The 20,076-nt window shown below is 62.9% G+C and carries 19 protein-coding genes; 13 read left to right on the top strand and 6 right to left on the bottom strand.

The features are described 5' to 3' along the window. Positions 1-41: 41 nt before the first annotated feature. On the bottom strand, positions 42-809 hold the full coding sequence (locus ACZ1II_RS07280; protein WP_465143745.1) for an SDR family oxidoreductase: 768 nt from the start codon (positions 807-809) through the stop codon (positions 42-44). Between the two features lie 158 nt (positions 810-967). On the opposite strand from ACZ1II_RS07280, the gene ACZ1II_RS07275 reads away from it, so the two are divergent. Beyond that, positions 968-1,873, top strand: coding sequence for a helix-turn-helix domain-containing protein (locus tag ACZ1II_RS07275; protein ID WP_465143744.1), 906 nt, complete (start codon positions 968-970; stop codon positions 1,871-1,873). A gap of 95 nt (positions 1,874-1,968) precedes the next feature. Here the strand turns inward: ACZ1II_RS07275 and ACZ1II_RS07270 are convergent, their stop codons facing one another. Further along, complete coding sequence (locus ACZ1II_RS07270; protein WP_465144525.1) at positions 1,969-3,096, bottom strand: IS5 family transposase; 1,128 nt, start codon at positions 3,094-3,096, stop codon at positions 1,969-1,971. A 298-nt stretch (positions 3,097-3,394) separates the two neighbouring features. Continuing rightward, on the bottom strand, positions 3,395-4,357 hold the full coding sequence (locus tag ACZ1II_RS07265; RefSeq protein ID WP_465143743.1) for an oxidoreductase: 963 nt from the start codon (positions 4,355-4,357) through the stop codon (positions 3,395-3,397). Between the two features lie 60 nt (positions 4,358-4,417). On the opposite strand from ACZ1II_RS07265, the gene ACZ1II_RS07260 reads away from it, so the two are divergent. Beyond that, a complete protein-coding gene (locus ACZ1II_RS07260; RefSeq protein ID WP_465143742.1) occupies positions 4,418-5,335 on the top strand; it encodes an AraC family transcriptional regulator in 918 nt (305 codons plus the stop codon). A 291-nt stretch (positions 5,336-5,626) separates the two neighbouring features. Here the strand turns inward: ACZ1II_RS07260 and groL are convergent, their stop codons facing one another. Both groL and groES read right to left on the bottom strand, forming a co-directional pair. After that, on the bottom strand, positions 5,627-7,246 hold the full coding sequence (gene groL, locus ACZ1II_RS07255) for a chaperonin GroEL (protein WP_054436083.1): 1,620 nt from the start codon (positions 7,244-7,246) through the stop codon (positions 5,627-5,629). Between the two features lie 56 nt (positions 7,247-7,302). Next, positions 7,303-7,617, bottom strand: coding sequence for a co-chaperone GroES (gene groES, locus ACZ1II_RS07250; RefSeq protein ID WP_054436084.1), 315 nt, complete (start codon positions 7,615-7,617; stop codon positions 7,303-7,305). Positions 7,618-7,888: 271 nt separating this feature from the next. Here groES and ACZ1II_RS07245 point away from each other — a divergent pair, with 271 nt between their 5' ends. From ACZ1II_RS07245 to ACZ1II_RS07235, 3 genes are all read left to right on the top strand, one after another. Next, on the top strand, positions 7,889-8,125 hold the full coding sequence (locus ACZ1II_RS07245) for a hypothetical protein (protein ID WP_054436085.1): 237 nt from the start codon (positions 7,889-7,891) through the stop codon (positions 8,123-8,125). After that, the gene (locus ACZ1II_RS07240) at positions 8,122-8,391 is read left to right on the top strand and encodes an usg protein (RefSeq protein ID WP_334185462.1); all 270 of its coding nucleotides are present in this window, start codon (positions 8,122-8,124) and stop codon (positions 8,389-8,391) included. The genes ACZ1II_RS07245 and ACZ1II_RS07240 overlap by 4 nt, the downstream gene beginning before the upstream one ends. Positions 8,392-8,600: 209 nt before the next feature. Then, entirely contained in the window at positions 8,601-9,074 is a 474-nt protein-coding gene (locus tag ACZ1II_RS07235; RefSeq protein WP_465143741.1) for an Hsp20 family protein, read from the top strand. An 856-nt stretch (positions 9,075-9,930) separates the two neighbouring features. On the opposite strand, the gene htpG is transcribed toward ACZ1II_RS07235, so the two are convergent. Continuing rightward, entirely contained in the window at positions 9,931-11,811 is a 1,881-nt protein-coding gene (gene htpG, locus ACZ1II_RS07230; protein WP_465143740.1) for a molecular chaperone HtpG, read from the bottom strand. A 1,388-nt stretch (positions 11,812-13,199) separates the two neighbouring features. Between htpG and ACZ1II_RS07225 the strand changes: the two genes are divergently transcribed. The 8 genes from ACZ1II_RS07225 (at position 13,200) to ACZ1II_RS07190 (ending at position 20,075) form a co-directional block, all read left to right on the top strand. Further along, the gene (locus tag ACZ1II_RS07225) at positions 13,200-13,391 is read left to right on the top strand and encodes a Flp family type IVb pilin (protein ID WP_465143739.1); all 192 of its coding nucleotides are present in this window, start codon (positions 13,200-13,202) and stop codon (positions 13,389-13,391) included. Positions 13,392-13,465: 74 nt separating this feature from the next. Next, the gene (gene cpaB, locus ACZ1II_RS07220) at positions 13,466-14,371 is read left to right on the top strand and encodes a Flp pilus assembly protein CpaB (RefSeq protein ID WP_465143738.1); all 906 of its coding nucleotides are present in this window, start codon (positions 13,466-13,468) and stop codon (positions 14,369-14,371) included. Then, positions 14,361-15,878 carry a type II and III secretion system protein family protein gene (locus tag ACZ1II_RS07215; protein WP_465143737.1) on the top strand — a complete coding sequence of 506 codons (1,518 nt, stop codon included), beginning with the start codon at positions 14,361-14,363 and terminating at the stop codon, positions 15,876-15,878. Before cpaB ends, ACZ1II_RS07215 begins: the two co-directional genes overlap by 11 nt. Beyond that, on the top strand, positions 15,868-16,170 hold the full coding sequence (locus ACZ1II_RS07210) for a hypothetical protein (protein WP_465143736.1): 303 nt from the start codon (positions 15,868-15,870) through the stop codon (positions 16,168-16,170). The genes ACZ1II_RS07215 and ACZ1II_RS07210 overlap by 11 nt, the downstream gene beginning before the upstream one ends. A 19-nt stretch (positions 16,171-16,189) precedes the next feature. Then, positions 16,190-17,749, top strand: coding sequence for a TadE/TadG family type IV pilus assembly protein (locus ACZ1II_RS07205; protein ID WP_465143735.1), 1,560 nt, complete (start codon positions 16,190-16,192; stop codon positions 17,747-17,749). Between the two features lie 2 nt (positions 17,750-17,751). Further along, a complete protein-coding gene (locus ACZ1II_RS07200) occupies positions 17,752-18,237 on the top strand; it encodes a TadE/TadG family type IV pilus assembly protein (protein WP_465143734.1) in 486 nt (161 codons plus the stop codon). Continuing rightward, positions 18,234-18,866 (top strand): TadE/TadG family type IV pilus assembly protein, encoded by a 633-nt coding sequence (locus ACZ1II_RS07195; protein ID WP_465143733.1) that lies wholly within the window; start codon positions 18,234-18,236, stop codon positions 18,864-18,866. The genes ACZ1II_RS07200 and ACZ1II_RS07195 overlap by 4 nt, the downstream gene beginning before the upstream one ends. Before the next feature lie 9 nt (positions 18,867-18,875). After that, positions 18,876-20,075 (top strand): AAA family ATPase, encoded by a 1,200-nt coding sequence (locus ACZ1II_RS07190; protein ID WP_465143732.1) that lies wholly within the window; start codon positions 18,876-18,878, stop codon positions 20,073-20,075. Position 20,076: the final 1 nt, after the last annotated feature.

Raw genomic sequence — 20,076 nt, 5'->3', positions numbered from 1 at the left:
ACTGTCCTTTCACGAGCGGATTGTGAAGAGTTCGGGCGGCATCAGGCGGTGGGTATGGCCTGCGCGCTCATCCAGGTGGTGAGATCCTGCTTGCCCTGCCGATGGAGACCGAGCGGGACGAGCGAGAGATCGTCGACGCGGCCTCCGAAATAGTCGGCATCGGGATCCCGTTCGACGCGGCGAGCATCGCCCCGCATCTTGAGATAGCGGCCGATGATGAGATCGAAGGGCCTGCGTTCCGGCCCGGCGATCTCGACGATGCCGTTTACAGGTGCCTCCAGCGCGATCGAGGCGAGGTTCGCGGCGACATCGTCGGCAGCGATCGGCTGAAACTGCGCGCCGCTCACCCTTACGACACCATCGGCGGTGTATCCGTCGGCGATGGCGGCCAGGAATTCGAAGAACTGGGCCGAGCGCACGATGGTGTAAGGCAGCCCGGAACCGGCGGCTATCCGCTCCTGGATGAGCTTGCCGTCGAAATAGCCGTTGCCGGGCATGCGGTCGGCACCGACAATGGATAGAACCACATGGTGCTTCACGCCGGCAGCAGCGGCCGCGCGGATGAGGTTCCGGCCCGAGGCGTCGAAGAAAGCGCGCACCTCGGCGGGATCGAACGACATGGCATTCGATACGTCCACGAGGATGTCGGCGCCGGCCAGCGCCTCGTCGAGCCCCAGGCCGGTGACGCTGTTGACCCCGGTGCCGGGTGAGGCCGCGACGACCTCGTGCCCTGCCACCCCGAGCAGCCGGGCCAGCTTCGCACCGACAAGGCCGGTGCCACCGATGATCGTGATCTTCTTCCTGTCCATCTTGTCCTCCTGTCGGGCGCAGCATGCGCCTCCTGTGAGAAGAGATGTACGGGATTGCCCGGTTCGCTTCTGTCGCGGGGTTGCGGCGACTGTCGCCAGATTGCGGTTGATGCAGAACGGCGTTCGGATAGTGTCAGGCGACACGCCGAGGATGAACGATGGCCGCTTCCCCGTCCGAGACAGCGAATGTTCCGTCAGCAGGCGAACGCGCGTCCACACGCGCGGAGATGGAGCATATCCTCGATACGCCGCCGGTGCTGGCCGACCAGGATTTGCGCGGCGGCACCCGGCTCACCCGGCCCTGGACCCACGGCGCGCTCCACGCAGCGCTTCCGGGCTTGGATACCCACGTTGTCATGACGTACTACGGCACTGCCCAGCAGGCGACCTGGCGGCAGGGCAGCAAGCGCGTGGAATCGCGCACGCGCCGAGGATCGATCACCCTCATTCCGGAGGGCGAGGACGGGCGCTGGGATGTCGAAGGGCCGATCCAGGTTTCGCACGTTTACCTGCCGGATTGGCGGCTTCAGTCGGCGGCGGAAGCGATGGCCGTGCCACACCGCGTCGAACTGATCGGCCGGAACTGCTTCGATGATCCGACGTCGGCGCAGATCATGGCGATCCTCGGCAAGGAAGCAGCCTCGTCCGATGCCGGGGCCTCGCTGTTCGTGGAGCAAGCGGTGGATCTTCTGTGCACCCAGCTGATCCGCGCGCACTCCAGCTTCGGCGCCGCACAGGCTGTCGCACCGCGACGGGGTTTGGCGGATTGGCAGGTCCGGCGGATCAACGATTACATGATCGCCCATCTCGACCACGCGATCAGCCTCGACGAACTAGCCGGGATCGTCGAACTGAGCCGCTTCCATTTTGCCACCTCGTTCCGGCTGGCGACCGGGATGACGCCGCATGAATGGCTCACGTCCTTGCGCATGAACCGCGCCCGGGAGCTGCTGGCCCACACCGGGTTACCGATCATCGCGATCGCGCTCGAGGTGGGGTTTGAGACCCCCTCGGCGTTTAGCACGCCGCGGAAAAAGTCAGTTTCGGACCGTTTGAGCGCCTGATTTTGATTAGGTTTAGCGCCAACGGGGTGGTGTCATCGGTATCTGTTGACTGCCGCGCTTGCCAGGACCCTTCTTTCTGCGGATTTCGGGCACAGTTATGCTGCCACCAGCAGCTTTGGTAGCCTGATGAGATTGTAAGCCGCAGCGGTCAATGTGAAGTTCCACCCCACGCGGGCTTGCCCTCGATGTCGGGTCTTGCGCAGGTTTCCGCTGGTCTTGGCCCAGCCAAAGACCTCTTCGATCCGTTTCCTGATCCGCTGAGAAACCGCGTAACCAGGGTGGCGGGTGGTGCGCCCATCAATGGCGGAGCGCCTGCCATTGACGTTCTGTGCCACGTGCGGGGTAACTCCGATCTCGCGCAACGCGGCGACGAAGTGGACGGTATCGTAGGCTTTGTCTGCCGCCAGCGTGATGCGATGACGCCCCTTCATACGGCTAAGCATGGTCAGCGCGGCCTCCCGTTCGGCCGTGCCCGTGGCATGGGTGAGCGTTGCATCCACAACCAGACCGTGCCGGTTTTCCATGAGGACATGGGCCATGTGGCACAGCTTCGCGGCCTGACCGCGTGCCTTCTTGAATAGCCGGGCATCAGGATCGGTGGTTGAGGCGTGGGTGAGGTTGCTCCACTTCTCGCCATGGAAATCGCGCTCAGCATTGCGCCCCTTGGCCTTGGCGTGACCGTTTTGTCCGGTACCCGAAGCGCTGTCGTCGTCGTCACCGTCCGAGGCGGTGTCATCCTTGGGCCTGAAGCTCTTTATGCTCGCCCAGGCTTCGATCAGCGTACCGTCCACCGAGAAGTGGTCGTCTGACAGCAGCGCCTGCACGCGCGATTGCCCTACGATCGCGGACAGAAACTTGGCGGCGATATCGCCGCCAAGCAGCCTCTCGCGGTTCTTGGTGAAGACCGTCACATCCCAGATCGGCGCATCCATCGCCAGCCCTACGAACCAGCGGAAAAGCAGATTGTAATCCATCTGCTCCATCAGCTGGCGTTCCGAGCGGATCGTATAGAAGGCCTGCAGCAGCAGCGCACGCAGCAGCTTCTCGGGCGGGATCGACGGCCGGCCAATACGCGAGTACATCGCGTCGAAATCCCCCGACATCACCTCAAACGCCTCGTCGACAATTGCACGGATTGCCCGCAGCGGATGATCCGCCGGTACCCGAGCTTCGCAGCTCACGTAAGAAAACAGCCCTTCGCTCCGGTGATCGCCGCCGCGCATCTTCAATCCTTCAACCTCGGTCGAGGCGACTTGAATCACCTCAACGGCCTCAAGGGAAGTTCCTTTTTCCGCGACCTGTTAGCGCCAGCTTCCGCAAGTCCGCCAAGATGACACCCAGCGCCTACCGCCGCGAGACGTCGACAAGATGATCGCGACGCGCGGCCCACGGCGAGAACGAGCCGTGGAAACGTGCGCAGCGAGCATGAGGAACAGATGATCCAGGTGCCAATGCTGGAGTGAGAGCCGCTGCGCGCGCCCGACGATACTACCATTCCTACGAATATCGCTTTGCGATTGTCTAGAAAGAACACCCCGTCCATCGCGAGGAGACTGACCAGAGACGCTCTGCGGCTTCATCGTCGATAGCCCAAGGCGCCACGCCTTTGCGGCCGGTTTCTTCGGCATTGATGCCAGCGATGTCGCAATCCTCGCAATAGACGCCGCCCATGCCCTCAAGAAGCGGGCTCGTAGCGCACCAAAGGGCCGTTGCCGCGCCTTGCTCAACGGTCTTCATGCCGCGTGCAGGGTCGATGATCGGCATGCCTTGCGCGTCGAATGCATCGAACCCTGCCATTTCCTCTTTCGAGAGATGCCGTGCCAGATCGGTAATGATCTGTCCGGGGTGCAGCGAGAAGGCGCGAACTCCCTGCTCCTCGCCCCTCTGGTCCAGAGCACGGGCGAACAGGACGTTAGCCGTCTTGGACTGTCCGTAGGCTGCCCATTTGTCATAGGCGCGGCGTTCGAAATCGATGTCCTCGAAATCGACACCCGCAATCTGGTGTCCGCGCGAGGATACGGCAACGACGCGGGCACCCTCGCGCGCCAAGGCCGGCCAGAGATGGCAGGTAAGTCGGAAATGGCCGAGATGGTTTGTCGCGAACTGCGCCTCATGGCCGGCCGCGTCGCGCCGCAAGGGTGTGGCCATGATGCCTGCGCTGTTGATCAGCAGGTGAAGCGGCTGCCTGCGAGCGATGAAGGCACTGGCAAAATCGGCAACCGATGCTGCGTCGATCAGGTCCATGGGCGCGATTTCCACCCGCTCGATACCCGCGAGCGCGGCTTCGGCCCGTTCAAGGTCGCGCGCAGGCACGATCACCTCTGCGCCCGCACTGCAGAGCGCTTTTGTCGTAACAAGGCCGAGGCCGGAATAGCCGCCGGTGACAATGGCGGTGCGGCCGGAAAGGTCGAGGCCGGCGAGTACATCGCCAGCGGTGGAGGCGGCGCCGAAGGGCGATCCGATGGGTTCTTGCAAGCTCGTCATGAGCCAATTTCTGAAGTAAGGCGATCGGATGATCGACCCTCATTCATCCGAAATCATGTCGTGATCGTCCAGGAAGCGCCGGCAGACCCCTTGTCCGATGTGCTTGGTCTGGTGCAAGCGCGCGCGGCATGCACCGTCCGTTTCACCGCGGGCGGTGCATGGGCGCTGCGGTTCTCGCCCACGCACGTCAAGTTCAACGTCGTTCGCTCCGGCACCTGCTGGATTTTGGCTGAAGGCTCCGTCCGGCAGTTGTCGGCCGGAAGTTGCTTCATGGTGGCGGCCACACCCTTTGTACTGGCCAGCGACCCGACATTGCAGCCGATCGATGCATCGCTAGTGTTCGAGGATGATGCCACTCGTGGCCAGGTAGGAGCGGCTGCGGAAACAGAGATCCTCGGCGGGAGCGTGAACTTTGACGACGCCCAGGCGGACTTGCTGCTGCCGCTGCTACCTGGCCTGTTGCTGATCGACGCGGAGCAGGCCTCCACAACGCCGATGGGATGGTTGATCGCCCAACTCGACGCCGAGTGGCGAAGCAATCTACCCGGCGCGCGAGCCGCGTGTAACGACATGATCCGCCTGCTCTTCGTGCAAGCCCTTCGCAGCCAGCTCGGTGCCAGGACGGAGGTCCCCAGCTGGCTCGGCGGCCTGTCGGACCCTCCGGTCGCAAAGGCGCTGCATGCCATCCATGCGGATCCGGCACGCCCTTGGCGGCTCGACGAACTCGCCTCGCTAGCAGGACTGTCACGATCTTCCTTTGCCGAGCGGTTTGCGCGCCGCGTCGGCATGCCGCCGGTCAGCTATGCCACCAATTGGCGAATGCGGGTGGCCGCGCGCCAGCTTGCCGCAAGCACGACGACCGTCAGCGCCGTGGCAGCACAGGCAGGCTACCTCAGCGACAGCGCCTTCCATGCCGCTTTCCGCCGCGAGATCGGCCTATCGCCTGTTGCATATCGACGAAAACTTCGTCGACCATAAAGCGTAGTTCATTTGCTCGCCCCTGTGATATCTTAGATTGAGGTGCCTTCTGTAGGTGCAGGCTCCATCATCCCGCATATCTTGACAAATCCGCAGGTTTGCATCGGGCGCGAAGGATGAATCGACCCTTACCGGGCGTTCAGAGGCAATTTTTGTTGCCCAGGTGCGGACGGGCAGCTTTCCCTCTCAGGGTTCCCAAGCTGCCTGCCAGAAGAGGAGGTCGACGAAGCCCTTGCTTGTCGATGGAATCAGAGACTCCTGGGCCGGCTGGTGCGCCGGCCCCGTCTAACGTCAATAATCCATCGCCGGCATCGGGGCGGATTTCTCCTCTTTCGGCAGTTCGGCCACGAGCGCCTCGGTGGTGATGAGCAGCGAAGCGACCGACGCTGCATCCTGGAGCGCAGTACGCACGACCTTTGCCGGATCGATGACGCCAGCCTTTACCAGATCCTCGTACGTGCCGGTGGCAGCGTTGAAACCCCAGTTGTAGTCCTCGCTCTCGAGCAGCTTGCCGACGATGAACGCGCCGTCCTCGCCGGCATTGTCAACGATCTGCCTAACGGGTGCCCGAAGAGCTCGGCGAACGATGTCGATGCCTGACTGCTGATCGTCATTCGCCACCTTGAGACCATCAAGTGCTTTCAATGCTCGCAGTAGTGCGATCCCGCCGCCCGGCAGGATGCCTTCCTCTACGGCAGCACGGGTCGCATGAAGTGCATCGTCGACGCGGTCCTTGCGCTCTTTGACCTCCACCTCGGTGGCACCACCGACGCGGATCACCGCCACACCGCCCGCGAGCTTGGCCACACGCTCCTGCAGTTTCTCACGGTCGTAATCGCTGGTCGTGTTTTCGATCTGTGAGCGGATCTGGGCGAGGCGGGCATCGATGTCGGAACGCGAGCCCGCGCCATCGACGACGGTCGTGTTATCCTTGTCGATGATGATCTTCTTGGCGCTACCCAGCATCGAGACGGCGACGGTCTCGAGCTTGATCCCGAGATCGTCGCTAACGACATTGCCGCCGGTGAGGACGGCGATGTCCTCGAGCATCGCCTTGCGCCGATCGCCGAAGCCCGGCGCCTTGACCGCCGCGACCTTGAGCCCGCCGCGCAGCCTGTTGACGACCAGCGTTGCCAAGGCCTCGCCTTCGACGTCCTCGGCGATGATGAGTAGCGGGCGCCCCGACTGCACCACCTTCTCGAGCAGCGGGACGAGCGCCTGCAGATTCGAGAGCTTCTTCTCGTGGATGAGGATATAGGGATCGTCGAACTCAACCTTGAGCTTCTCGGCATCGGTGACGAAGTAGGGCGAGAGATAGCCGCGGTCGAACTGCATGCCCTCGACCGTTTCGAGTTCGGTCGCGAGGCTCTTGGCCTCCTCGACGGTGATGACGCCTTCGTTGCCGACCTTATCCATCGCCTCGGCGAGAATACGGCCGACTTCCTCGTCGCCATTAGCCGAGATGGTCGCGACCTGCGCGATTTCGCTGTTGGCGCTTACCTTCCTGGCGTGGCTTTCGAGATCGTTGACGACGGCGTTCACGGCGAGATCGATACCCCGCTTGACGTCCATCGGGTTCATCCCCGCGGCGACCGCTTTTGCCCCCTCACGAACAATCGCCTGGGCTAGAACGGTGGCGGTGGTGGTGCCGTCACCGGCCTTGTCGTTCTGCTTGTTGGCGACTTCGCGCAGCATCTGCGCGCCCATGTTCTCGAACTTGTCCTTGAGTTCGATTTCCTTGGCGACGGTGACGCCGTCCTTGGTGATGCGCGGCGCACCGAACGACTTCTCGATCACGACGTTGCGGCCCTTGGGCCCAAGCGTCACCTTCACCGCGTTGGCCAGCGTATCCACGCCGCGCAGCATGCGATCACGCGCATCGGACGCAAACTTTACTTCCTTGGCAGCCATTGCCAAACTCCTTTCCGATTTTTCCTTCCTGAACGTTAGAGGGACGGCAGGCGTGCTCAGGCCGCCTGCTTCAGCTCAGCCTGGGTTTCGACTACGCCAAGGATATCGCTCTCCTTCATGATGAGCAGATCCTCGTCATCGATCTTGACCTCGGTCCCCGACCATTTGCCGAACAGGATCCGGTCACCGACCTTGACAGATAGTTCGGCGAGTTGCCCGCGATCGTCGCGCGTACCAGGACCGACGGCGAGGACTTCGCCTTCTTGCGGCTTTTCCTTGGCGGTGTCGGGGATAATGATGCCGCCTGAAGTCTTCTCTTCAGCTTCAATGCGGCGGACGACCACACGGTCGTGCAAGGGGCGGAAATGCATGGCAAAACCTCCAGATGCAAAACAAGATGTGATGGGCCTATCGCTCTTCTGCGCGACAGGTGCGGGCAAATTATGAAAACCCCTTTTGCGCTTCAAGAGGGTGCCAAAAAAATTTTGGCAGTCCCGCCCAACGAGTGCCAAAAGCGCGCGTTCGAGCGGCATGCAGCCACTGCATTGGCATCTTGACGCGACTCAATGAACCACCAAAATATCTCGTGTGCGGCATCACCGCGCACTTGATCACCGCGACTCAAGGAAAGGAGAGACGGCCATGTCGCAGCCATTCTCGCGTTTTCTTCACCCCTTCGATGTTGCACATCACCCGAGCCTGGAGCCGGAAGTGAAGCGTGCCATACTCGCATCGTGGGCTTCCGATCGGTCCGCGGTCCGAAATGAGCCCGCCTTGCGCAAACCGCCCGGTGCGAAACGCGCCGTACCGATCGACGACATCCTTGCCGCAATGCGCGATCTTGAACGAGGCGAGAATCCGATCCGCTCGCGCCAATGATGGACCGCAGCTTTCTGGCGCAGTTGGAAGGTTACGGGCTGACGACTGCGGAAATTCATTTCTACCTTCCGGATGCGCCCTCGATCTTGCAACCGTTCATCTGGCAGGAATACGATCTTGCGCCTGATTTTCCGGTGCTGTTCGACTTTCTCGACCACTGGCGGCGCGAGATCGAGGGCGCTCTCCATTCAGTCAGAATTGCCCATGACCGTCTGATCCGACCGACCGAATGGCGGCCGGTGAACCATGTCCTGCGGCTGGAATGATATTCTGTCGCGCCAGGGATGAGACGCCGTTGCCGCCGATGCATCCCGTTCTGCAAAAAATCTTCGAGCCCCATCTTGAAGCGGAATTCGACTACATTAGCTAGCGATTGCCGGGCGCCGCGTTCGGGCCCGGTGGGTCATGGAGAACGCCGGCTCTTTTGCTACCGGCGTAGCTCATGCCCAGATCGCTCAACAGAGGATTTGGAAAAATGAGAACCAACTTTGACTTTACGCCTTATCAGCGCTCGACGGTCGGTTTTGACCGGTTGTTCAATCTGCTCGAAGCAGGCGCGCGTGAGGAGGACGGCTATCCGCCCTTCGATATTTTGAAGCTCGGCGAGGATAGCTACCGCATTACGCTCGCGGTCGCTGGGTTTAGACCCGAAGATATCGAACTGGTCGCTCAACAGAACTTGCTCATTGTCACCGGCAAGCGCGCTGAAGGCGACAGCAAATGCGAGTATCTGCATCGCGGCATTGCGGCGCGCTCTTTTGAGCGGCGGTTCCAGCTTGCTGATTTCGTCGAAGCCGGAAATGCCACATTCGAAAACGGCCTGCTTTCCGTCGATCTCAAACGTGTCGTGCCCGAGGCGATGAAGCCGCGGCGCATCGAGATCCGCGGCGGCGAGCCGGTCACTGCTCGACTTGGCGAGACGAAGGATCAGGTTAGCGAAGCTGCCTGACCCTGGTTGCTGGCCTGTCGGTGTCGCGTCTTTCCCAATTTCCTTAGCGGCGGCGACAGGCCAGAGTGCCACTCGCGACCGATCCCGCCACGCCGGGGCGCAACGGCGTCCATGGGGGCAGCGAAGGACTTGCAGCTCTAATCCACCGAAACGGTGATCTCTGATACGGCAAAGGAGAAGCAGTCCTGGACGATGGTGCAAAGGATTTGTGATGCGAGGGGAAGAGCCGACCGGGACGGCTCCGTATGCTTTTCCGAGGCTTTGCGCGACAGAGTGGAGACAAAGAGGATGAGACAGATTGATCCCTCGGACCTGACTCTCTATGCGCTGACGAGCACCGAACTCACGCGGTTCTCACGCGGCGTCGCCCTTGGGCTGCTCGAACCGCCATGTTCCGTGATCCGTCGATCCGACACCGAAATTAGCGTCAGATTTCGCTCCCATCGCGAAGCGGAACGAACGAGAAAGTACATTTCCTAGCACTCGGATTGCTCGGCACTGGTAGCGCAAAGCGGTGCGAATGATCAGTCGGCGGGCCGCGCACCTTGATCAGCCGATATCTGAGGTGGTTGGCCACCCTTATAGGCCGGAAGTCGGGCTTGTGGATCGCAATCCGCCGGCCGTTGGATTATCGGGACTTGCAGAAGCGTTATTATTGGCATGCGTGCGAGACGCGTTCCCTGGTGCCAGGGCGTCAATGGCCAATCGATCTGTCGTTCTATATACGACGAAGTTTTACGCGGCTGACGAAGACGCGGGAGTAACCTCGCGCAGCCACAGTACCCTCAGTCACCAAGCTTCTTGGTTGATGAGCGTGGCAAGACGGAGGGGAGCCAAGCGGCTCCCCTCGCTGGCCTTATAGAGATTTGGCCATCAAGCGCTCAAGCCGCTCCACGAATCCCCGCGGGTCGGCCGGTGCTTCGCCCTCGGCGATCCGGGCTTCGTCGAGGAGAAGAAACGAAAGGTCGCGCCGTTCATCGTTCGTGGCACTGCTCTGCGCCAGCTTACCGATCAACGTGTGCCCGGCATTGACTTCCAGAACAGGCTTCGCCCGCTCCGGTGCACGGCCGGCGGACGCCAGCATCTTCTCGAGCTGGAGGTCCATCGCGTTGTCGGGGGCGACAATGCAAACCGCGCTCGTGGTCAGGCGGTCTGAAATCCGAACGTCGGAGACATGATCTGCCAGGGCTTCCTTTGCGAAATCAATGAACCCGGTCACATCCTCGGCGGCCTTGGCTGGCTCGCGACCTTCCGCCAGGGGAATGAGGCTGAGATCGGCCGCACCCTGTGTAACCGACTTGAACGGCTTGCCTTCGTATTCCGCGCCCATCGACGTCCAGAAGTTGTCGATCTGGTCGGGTAGCAGCAGTACTTCGATGCCGCGTGCCTTGAAACCCTCAAGCTGCGGGGAATCGGCGATCCGTTCGAGGTCGGTACCGGTCGCATAGTAGATTGCCGTCTGGTTTTCCTTCAGTGCGGAAACGTAATCCTTGAGCGAGCGCCACTCACTGTTCGAGGTCGTGGTCTTGAAGCGGGTAAGGCCGAGCAGGGTCTCGCGCCGTGCAAAGTCTTCGTAGAGACCTTCCTTCAGCACGGCCCCGAAGTTTTCCCAGATCGCCGCAAAGCGTTCGGGCTCGGCGTCGGCGAGCTTCTCCAGCTCGGAAAGAACGCGGTTACTCACGCCCTTCTGGATTGCCGAAAGGACGGGGCTGTCCTGGATCATCTCGCGCGACATATTGAGCGGCAGGTCCGCGGAATCGACGAGGCCGCGCACGAAGCGCAGATAGCGCGGCAGGATCTCCGCCTCATCGGTGATGAACACGCGCCGGACGTAAAGCTTAATGCGCCCGCTGCGATCGGGATCGAACAGATCGAATGGCTTGCTTTCCGGAATGAAAGTCAGCACCGAATACTCATGCCGCCCCTCTGCCCGGTAATGGAGCGTCAGGGTGGGCTTATCGAACTGGCCCGCCACGCTGCGATAGAAGTCGGTGTAATCTTCCTCGCTGATGTCCGACTTCGGCTTGGTCCACAGCGCCAAGCCGTCCGCGAGTTGCCGAGCTTCCTCGTCGGTTCCGGCTTCCTCGATGAAAATGGGGACCGGTACATGGCCCGATTGGGCCTTGACGATCCGCTCGAGGTTGTAGCGCTCCGCATAGCTTTTCGCGTCATCAAGAAGATGGAGAGTGACTTTGGTCCCGCGGGCAGGTGCTTGCGCTGGATCTACGGGCGCAATTGTGTACGTGCCAAGTCCATCGGACGACCAGCTGGATGCATCACTTTCACCCGCTCGCCGCGACACGACGTCGACTTTGCCCGCCACCATGAACGCCGAATAGAAACCGACGCCGAACTGACCGATTAGCTGCTGGCCTTCTCCGTTCTTGTCCGCGGAGAGCCTGTCCATGAAAGCCTTGGTCCCGGAACGGGCGATGGTGCCGAGCGTTTCGCCCATATCGGCAGCGGTCATGCCGATGCCGTTGTCCGCCACGGTCAGCGTGCCGGCATCCTTGTCCAGTGTGATGGTGATTTTCGGCTGCGGATCGTCGCCTAAAAGCGACGGATCGCCAATCGCTTCATAGCGCAGCTTCTCGCACGCATCGGCGGCATTCGAGATCAGCTCGCGCAGGAATACGTCCCGGTCCGAATAGACCGAATGGACCATCATGTGCAGCAGCTTGGAGACATCCGCCTCGAAGGCGCGGGTTTCAGAGGCGATAGCGGAATCTGTCGTCATCGTATCCTTGGCTCGCATGGTTCAGATTTGCCCCGGTCAGATGGAAAGCCCCTGGGCTCTCGTCAAGGCGTTGAGCGTGATAAGGGTTTATGCGGGAGCCACCGTTCTAAGGCCAACTTGCAGGCGTGTTGGGACCTTGTGAGGGTCAGTCTAGGAGCACCGCCGTTGGGATTTCGATTCTGCGCACTGCCTGGGCCAAAACAGCTGATCTTCGACCCTGGTCTTGGCACCGCCAAAGTAGGCGATGTTCTCCAGATTCAAAGCGGCTCCGAGTGGCTGGGATGTTGGACTGTCCAGAACGACAGTTTCGAAGACGCGGAACGAGATAGCTGGCATTCGATCGGGTCGGCGTGCGGTTTCGTGACCGACCCTTCCCGGTCGTTCAGCCGCCGATTTCGCGTTCCCAGGTCCGGACTGTCCGGTAACCGGCAGTCGCGACCAGCTCAAGCGATTCCGCGACCCACGCACGAATGACCGTTCCTTCCGGGATCTGCCGTTCCGACTCCATTGAGCGGCCCGGCGGCAGTGCGCCCTTTCAAAACATCCGGCGAAAGCCCCGGCGATCCTGGAAACTGACCGACCCTGTGCCTCATACCAAGTTTTGGAAAAGCGGCTCTCGTTAGCGCATTGGGTTTTCTACGAGTCGTGTGCTGAACTGCCTTCTCAGCTCATACAGAGATTTTCAAAACGCCTGTTTCAACAAAACCGGCTTCTTCTAGCCAATGTATTTTTGAAGATTGATCTGGCCTATTCCCATTGAAGGGCGTCACAACGCAAAGAGGGCGCAACTAAATTGGCAAATCAAAATAATCCCATCGATCAAATTTCGCGACGACGGAGATGGGGGCTAACCAAAATAATATGACCGTTAATCAGTAGCTTGCCGCATCGCCTCGGGTGACGCCTAACGCACCTAACCATACACTGAGAATAACTCTCATTCTTAAACCCGTTCGACACCCGGTATAGCTATCCATTTTGATTTAGTTTTTGCCTAATTTTCCGTCCAATTCCGGGACGAAATGAGCTCCGCAAGCGCTGAAACGTGGAACTTTTCCTGTTTTTGCCGAAATATTGCCAATGTTCCACCGGTTTACCTCTAGTAAGAATCTGAATTTAATCGGGAAAAATCAGGTTAGCTTTTCCGATTGACGTTGATCCGTTCAAAAAGGATCATTGGCTCGTCTCTGGGGAGAGGCAAAAGACGGTCGGGGCCAATCAGAACAAGTACGGCATTGATCGCACAGAACCGCAGTTGCGGCTCGAAACATCTCTCGTCGGGACACGAGACGCCGCAGCGATTGCTTCGGACAACTGTACACCAACTCGAACCGTAAACCCTGTCGGTTTGTTTCCGGCAGTGGAGGTCCTGTAACTGGGAGTCCGCCATGACCAAATTCATCCGCGATTTCGTTTCCGATCAGTCCGGCGCTTCGGCAGCCGAATATGCGCTCATCCTCGCCATTGTCGGGGCAGGTATCGGCACCGCCGCCTATGCGCTGGGCACCTCGATCAAGGGCGCCATGGACGGCGCGGCGACCAAGATCACGGCCTGCAGCAGCACCGCCGGCTGCCCCTGATCCTCTCCGCGTTCCCCGCCGCCCCGGCGGCGGGGTCTTCGCCATTCCTCTGGGGGCAACTTGGGAGAGGTGCCATGGCAAAAGGGCGCAATCTTTTACTCGTCGGCGCCGCAGTCACGATCGGCCTCGGAGCCACTTTTCTGGCCAATACCTACTTTTCCGGAGTAGAGCAACGTCAGACGCAAGTCGCACAGCAGCAACAACTGACCCGCATCGTCGTTGCCGCCACCGATCTTCCGTTCGGCACCGTGCTCAACGCGCAGAACCTGAAGCTGGTGGGCTGGCCCGCCATCTCGGTTCCCGCCGGAGCCTTCACGACCATCGCCGATGCCACACGAGGCGGACAGGCCACGATACGGGCCGTCGTCCGGGGTGAACCGGTGCTGGTCTCGAAACTGTCCGGTCGTCCGACCCTGTCCGCCAACTTGCCCAAGGGCCAGTTCGCCGTGGCCGTGCCGATCAGCGCCGCCACCGCCGCTGGCGGCTTCGTCCGGCCGGGCGACATCGTCGACGTCCTACTCACCCGGCAGATGCCCGGTGACGGGGCAGGCAACCAGGACAAGATGACCGACGTGGTGCTTGCCGCAGTCCCGGTCCTGGCCGTCGATATCGATGCCAACGACAAGAGCACCGACCCGGCCGTCGGTAAGACCGCGACGCTTCAGGTCGACACGCTCGGCGCGCAGAAGCTGGCGCTTTCGCAACAGCTGGGCATTCTCAGCCTGGCGCTGCGCAATGCTGCCGATGCGACCGTCACCTCGTCCTCGACGGTGATCCCGCCGCAGCTTTCCGCCCGCAACTATCGGATCGGCGCGCCCCGTGCGAGCGCGCCTGCCGTCCCCGCCGCCCGTATCGCCCCGATGCGCGTCAACCTGACGATGCCCCGGATCGACACGCCCGCGCCCCGCCGCGCCGGACTGCTGATGAGCGTGTTCCGCGGCAACGAACGCAGCGAATACGAGGTGCAAAGTGGTTATTGATCGCAACAGGGCCGCCGCCCGTGCCATGGCTTTCGCCATCGCCCTTGCCGCGCCCGCCTTCGCCGCTTCCGAAGCCAGTGCTCAGGCAGCCCGTCCTGCCGCGCTTGCTCCGTCCCTTCACGCCGGTACGCTCGCCGTGCCGCTCAACAAGAGTCAGGTCGTCAGCGCCGACCGTCCGATCGCCAAAGCCATGGTCGGCAGCGCGGATATTGCCGATATCCTGCCGGTCACCGATCGCTCGATCTACGTGCTCGGCAAGAAGATGGGCACGACCAGCCTGACGCTCTACGACGGCGGCGGGCGGGTGATCTCGATCCTCGACGTGGCCGTCGGCCCCGATGTCGAGGCACTGGGCGACCAGATCCGCCAGCTCGTTCCGGGCGACCCGATCGAGGCGAGGATCTCCAACGACTCCGTGGTCCTGACCGGCATGGTCAGCAGCCCCGGCAATGCCGACCGTGCCATGCAGTTGGCCCGCGCCTTCGCCGGCGACAAAGTGGTCAACCTGCTTTCGGTCGGCTCCAGCCAGCAGGTCATGCTCGAAGTCCGCTTCGCCGAAGTGAACCGCTCGACCGGCAAGGAGATCGGCGTCAGCGCCTTCTTCCAGTCGCGCGGCGGATCGTTCTCGGGCGCGATCGGCAAGGGCGCACAACTGGTTCCGGGCAATGCAACCACGACAACGACTGTTCCTTTACCGGGCGGCGGGTCGACGCAAGTAACCTCCACCAGCAATGCCGGCGTTCTTGGACTGGCTGCGATCACCGATACCTTCGGGATCTTCCGCAAGGTCTTTTCGTTGGGCGGGCTCGATATCGACGCGACGCTCAACGCGCTGGAATCGCGGGGCATGGCCAAGACCCTGGCCCAGCCCACGCTGATAGCCCTCTCGGGCGAGCGTGCCTCGTTCCTGGCGGGCGGCGAGTTTCCGGTGCCGGTGGCGCAGGCCAGCAGCAATTCCAGCAACGGCAACCAAGCGATCACGGTTGAGTTCAAGCCCTTCGGCGTCAGCCTGGGCTTCACGCCCACCGTGCTTAGCGACAAGACGATCAGCCTCGTCGTCGAGCCTGAAGTGAGCGCGCTCGACCCTTCCGCCTCGATCACCGTGGGCAATATCACGATCCCCGGCCTGCGTACGCGGAGGGCGAGCACGACGCTGGAACTGCGCGACGGTGAGAGTTTCGCCATTGCGGGCCTGCTCCAGAAGGACTTCCAGACGACAGTCAGCCAGGTGCCCATTCTCGGCTCGCTGCCGATCATCGGTTCGCTGTTCCGCTCCAGCGCTTTCCAGAAGGGCGAGACCGAGCTGCTGATCGTAGTGACGCCGCATCTGGTGGCGCCGATCAAGCCCTCGCAAGTGCGCCTGCCGACCGATCGCGTCGCCGATCCCGGCGAGCTGAACACCTTCCTTGCCGGGCAGGCCTATGCTCCGCAGCCGCTGGCGCCGACCGAGCCTTCAGGCGCCCAACCTTCCACCACCAAGCCGAAGGGAGATGGCTATGACTTCTGACCGCAGGCTTCCCGCGCTCCTGCTGGCACTGCTCGTCACCGGCTGCGCCACGCCGGACGGCAAGTTCTACATGGGCGGCAAGGACAACTTCGGTGAGGCCAACCGTCAGACGATGGCCGCGCAGATTATCGATCCCGATCCGCACTACGACACCGCCGTTCCGGAGGGCAGCGCCGCCCACGCCGCCGCTGCCGTCGAGCGCTATCGCACCGACAAGGTGAAGAAGCCCGAACGCGTCCGCACCAGCCGCGATCTTGCCGGTTCCGCCGCCGGCGGGTCCGGCCCCAACTGAGTGCCCCGGAGCCCCGGCCATGATCAGCCCCGCGCCTTTCCACCGCTTCATCGCCGACCAGAGCGGCGCCGTTGCGGCCACTTACGGACTGTCGCTTTTCGCGCTGATCATGGTCGGCGGCGTCGGCTTCGACTATGCCCGGCTTGCCGGGATGGACAGCGAGTTGCAGAACGGCGCCGATCAGGCCGCACTCGCCGGAGCGACCCAGCTCGACGGCAGGAGCGGTGCCTGCTCGCGGGCCGCCGCCTCTGCAATCGGGCTGGTGACGAACGCCACGGTCCTCGCCAGCACCCACACTATCTCGATCGCCAATGAAAGCGCCTGCGACGCCAGCGGCACGGTCCGCTTCTGGCAGGATCGCGCCGGTACTCAGGCCGCCACCAGCGATGCCAATGCCCGCTATATCGAGCTCGATGTCGCCGCGCGCAGTGTCGATTATGCGCTCACGCCAGTTGGCGGATTGCTCCACGGCACCGCGAAGGCCAGTGCGATGGCGGGCATCGGATCATCGATCTGCAAGGTGCCGCCGGTCTTCATGTGCAATCCCGCCGAAGCGAGCGATGCCGCCTTCACCACCGCCAACTACATCGGCAAAGGCATCCGCCTGATCGCCAACGACGGCGGCGGCAATTATGGGCCGGGGAACTTCGGATATCTCCAGTCCAACGCAGGCAACGGCGCCCAGGCCGTGGCCCAGACGCTCGGCCGCACCGAAATTCCCGGCGACTGCCTCGGCATCGACGGCGTCGATACCAAGCCCGGCGTGCAGGTCAGCGTGCTCGATGCGCTCAACACCCGTTTCGACGTCTATGCCAATGGTCTCAACCAGGCCTGCGGTAACGGCAACGGCCTTTGCCCGCCTTCCGCCAACACACGCAAGGATCTGATGCACAAGGGCGGAACCGGTAACTGCGCGTTCCAGACCGGCAACGGCAACGGCTGGCACGAAGCGCCGCACCCCTATGCGCCCAGTTCGGCCTCTACCCCGCTGACTGCGGCGCAGATCACCGGACTCTCGCCGATGGGCTATCCGCGCGACATGTGTCACGCGGTCAGCCTGACCGGCAGCTGCGCCAAGGGCCAGATCGGCGACGGCAACTGGGACCGCAACGCCTACTTCAAGACCAACAGCGCCAATTACGCCGCGACGTTCGACATCGCCGGTACTTTCGGCACCGCCACGCCGTCCCGCTACCAGGTCTATCAGTACGAGGCGGCCAATGCAGGCTCCCGGCTGCAGAACCAGGTCGACAGCGGCAATACCTCCCGCCCGCAGCCCTATTGCCAGGCCCCCGGCGTTCCGGTGGGCGGTACGGCAGCGGACCGGCGGGTGATCTCGGTGGCGGTGATCAACTGCCAGTCGCAGGGCATCGGCGGCGCTTCCTCGGGCGTGCAGGTACAGAAGTGGATCGACGTGTTCCTCGTCGAACCCTCGGTCGCCCGCAAGAACGGCTCCACCAAGCTGACCGAACAGAGCGACGTCTATGTCGAGGTGATCCGCGAAACCTCGCTCGGCAGCGGCGGTGGCAGCACTGCCGCGCAGATGATCCGGCGCGACGTGCCGTACCTGGTGAAGTGACGATGCGCCCGCGCCCTTCCTTCCGCCGGGACCGCTCCGGCGCCGCCGCCGCCGAGATGGCGCTGCTCCTGCCGCTGGCGCTTGTCCTGCTCTTTGCGGCGGTCGAGGGCGGCTGGTACATGGTCTGCGAGCACCGCGTAGTGAAGGGCGTGCGCGACGCCGCGCGCTATGCCTCGCGCCTCGATTTCAGCAACTATACCTGCCCCTCGACTTTCAGCGGCAACGGCACGGCGGTGAAGAACCTCGCGCGGACCGGGCAGCTTACCGGCGGCACGCCGACGGTGCCGGGCTGGACCGATGCGCAAGTGACGATCGCCGTGACATGCGCTTCGGGCACCGGCGGGCTCTATTCGGTGGTTTCCGGCAATGCGCCGCGGGTGAAGATCAGCGCGCAGGTGCCTTACCCCTCGCTGTTTGGGACGCTGGGCTTCAGCGCCACTTCGCGCACGCTCAACGCTTCGGCGCAAAGCCCGGTGGCGGGCCTGTGAGCCGGGTTAGCGCCTCGATACGCGCCTTCGCGCAGGACCGCAGGGCAGCGAGCGCGGCGGAATTCGCGCTGGTCCTGCCGCTGCTCGTGCTGCTGATCCTCGGCACGATCGATGCCGGTCTCTATGCCTGGCGCATCAACCAGGCCGAGAAGGCCACGCAGACCGGCGCGCGCTGGGCCGTGGCCACCGACATGATCGCCAGCGGCTTGCAGGGTTACAGCTTCGCCAGCTCGGGCGGCATCCCGCAAGGCACCACGGTGGGCGCGAGCGCCTTTCCCGGTGTCGTCTGCCAGAGCGGCGGCTCGAGCGTAAGCTGCACGTGCGCAGCGGGCGGCTCCTGCGCCTTCCCGCTGACCGCCAACAACACGGCTTTCACCACGCTGGTGAACCGCATGAAGCAGATCGACCCGCGCATCGCCGCCAGCAACGTCGTGGTGACTTACGGCTGGTCGGGCCTCGGCTTCGCGGGCGATCCCAACGGGCCGGACGTGGCGCCGCTCACCACCGTCAGCCTGCGCAACCTGAGCTACAAGCCGATCAGCACTGCGATCTTTGCGGTGCAGGTCCCCCTGCCAACCTTCGCCTACACGCTGACCATGGAAGATGGCAGCGGCACGGTCTCCAACTAGGCGCTTCTCATGGGCAAGAACGTGCATCTCGACCAAGCGGACAGCCGGAGCAGAGCCGGGCGCGCCGCGATCCTCGTCGTCGCCTCGCAACCCGCGATCGCGGCTTTCGAAGCCGACAGCAGGAATGAACGCATGCCGGGCCTGCACCTGCTGGCGATGGCGCCGCACGCTCTTATCCCGGCCCATGTCCTTTGCGATATGACGATGGCCGTGATCGAGGTGCGCCCCGACGATCAGCATTCGATGGCGCGGCTCACCCAGGTCTGCGAGGCCTTTCCCGACCTCCCGGTCGTCGCCGCGATCAGCGATGCCAGCGTGGCGCTGGTCCGGACGCTGGTGCGCGAGGGTATCCGCGATGTCGTGGCGCTCCCGCTCGATCTCGACGAGATACTCCAGATCTCGCTCGATACGGCGGCCCGCCAGCAGGTCCATGCCCCGCAGACGAGCACTTTGGCGCCGGTCGTCGCCGTGACCCGCGCCACCGGCGGCTGCGGCGCCACCTCAATTGCCACCCATCTCGCCGCCGATCTTGCCGCTCACAAGGCAAATGGCAGGGGTACCGTCATCGTCGATCTGGACCTCCAGTTCGGAGACGTCGGTCATTATCTGGGCGTTACCGCACGCGGCGATCTCAACGATCTCCTCGCCGCAGGCAATCGCCTCGACGAGGAACTGTTGGCATCGGTCCTCGCGTCGGCGAGCGAAGGTCTCTCGGTGATTGCCGCGCCCGAGGCGATCATGCCGCTGGAGGCCGTCGATACCGACCAGCTCCTGCGTGTCATCCACTTGCTGCGCCAGCGCTTCGACCATGTCGTGCTCGACCTGCCCGCGAACTGGACCAACTGGACCCTTTCCGCCGCCGCCGGTGCCGAAGCGATCGTGCTGATCGTCGAACTGTCGATCGCCAGCCTGCGCGAGGCGCGGCGGCGGCTGGACCTCTTCGCCTCGGTCGGGATCGATCCGGAGGCGATCGCCATTGTCGTCAACCGCGCCGAAAAGCGCCTGTTCCGCACGATCGACGTTGCCGATGCCGCCCGCACCCTGGGCCATGAGGTGCTCGCCACGGTTGCGCTGGATGCGCCCCAGGTCGCAGCGGCGCAGGGACAGGGACGGCTCGTCGGCCAGATCCAGCGCAAGAGCCGCTTTGCGGCCGACATCCGGGCGCTGGGCGAAGCGCTGAGGACGGAATTACTGCGAGGGGAGAACTGAC

It is taken from the genome of Novosphingobium sp. BL-S-20 (genome assembly GCF_055521635.1).
Note: the sequence above shows the minus strand (reverse complement) of the source record. Positions and strands in the feature narration are given on the sequence as shown.

Excerpts from the sequence above, each read along its gene's own strand:
- ACZ1II_RS07280 (WP_465143745.1), bottom strand. The coding sequence starts at position 809 with ATGGACAGGAAGAAGATCACGATCATCGGTGGCACCGGCCTTGTCGGT.
- ACZ1II_RS07275 (WP_465143744.1), top strand. The coding sequence starts at position 968 with ATGGCCGCTTCCCCGTCCGAGACAGCGAATGTTCCGTCAGCAGGCGAA.
- ACZ1II_RS07270 (WP_465144525.1), bottom strand. The coding sequence starts at position 3,096 with ATGCGCGGCGGCGATCACCGGAGCGAAGGGCTGTTTTCTTACGTGAGC.
- ACZ1II_RS07265 (WP_465143743.1), bottom strand. The coding sequence starts at position 4,357 with ATGACGAGCTTGCAAGAACCCATCGGATCGCCCTTCGGCGCCGCCTCC.
- groL (WP_054436083.1), bottom strand. The coding sequence starts at position 7,246 with ATGGCTGCCAAGGAAGTAAAGTTTGCGTCCGATGCGCGTGATCGCATG.
- groES (WP_054436084.1), bottom strand. The coding sequence starts at position 7,617 with ATGCATTTCCGCCCCTTGCACGACCGTGTGGTCGTCCGCCGCATTGAA.
- ACZ1II_RS07245 (WP_054436085.1), top strand. The coding sequence starts at position 7,889 with ATGTCGCAGCCATTCTCGCGTTTTCTTCACCCCTTCGATGTTGCACAT.
- ACZ1II_RS07240 (WP_334185462.1), top strand. The coding sequence starts at position 8,122 with ATGATGGACCGCAGCTTTCTGGCGCAGTTGGAAGGTTACGGGCTGACG.
- ACZ1II_RS07235 (WP_465143741.1), top strand. The coding sequence starts at position 8,601 with ATGAGAACCAACTTTGACTTTACGCCTTATCAGCGCTCGACGGTCGGT.
- htpG (WP_465143740.1), bottom strand. The coding sequence starts at position 11,811 with ATGACGACAGATTCCGCTATCGCCTCTGAAACCCGCGCCTTCGAGGCG.
- ACZ1II_RS07225 (WP_465143739.1), top strand. The coding sequence starts at position 13,200 with ATGACCAAATTCATCCGCGATTTCGTTTCCGATCAGTCCGGCGCTTCG.
- cpaB (WP_465143738.1), top strand. The coding sequence starts at position 13,466 with ATGGCAAAAGGGCGCAATCTTTTACTCGTCGGCGCCGCAGTCACGATC.
- ACZ1II_RS07210 (WP_465143736.1), top strand. The coding sequence starts at position 15,868 with ATGACTTCTGACCGCAGGCTTCCCGCGCTCCTGCTGGCACTGCTCGTC.
- ACZ1II_RS07205 (WP_465143735.1), top strand. The coding sequence starts at position 16,190 with ATGATCAGCCCCGCGCCTTTCCACCGCTTCATCGCCGACCAGAGCGGC.
- ACZ1II_RS07200 (WP_465143734.1), top strand. The coding sequence starts at position 17,752 with ATGCGCCCGCGCCCTTCCTTCCGCCGGGACCGCTCCGGCGCCGCCGCC.
- ACZ1II_RS07190 (WP_465143732.1), top strand. The coding sequence starts at position 18,876 with ATGGGCAAGAACGTGCATCTCGACCAAGCGGACAGCCGGAGCAGAGCC.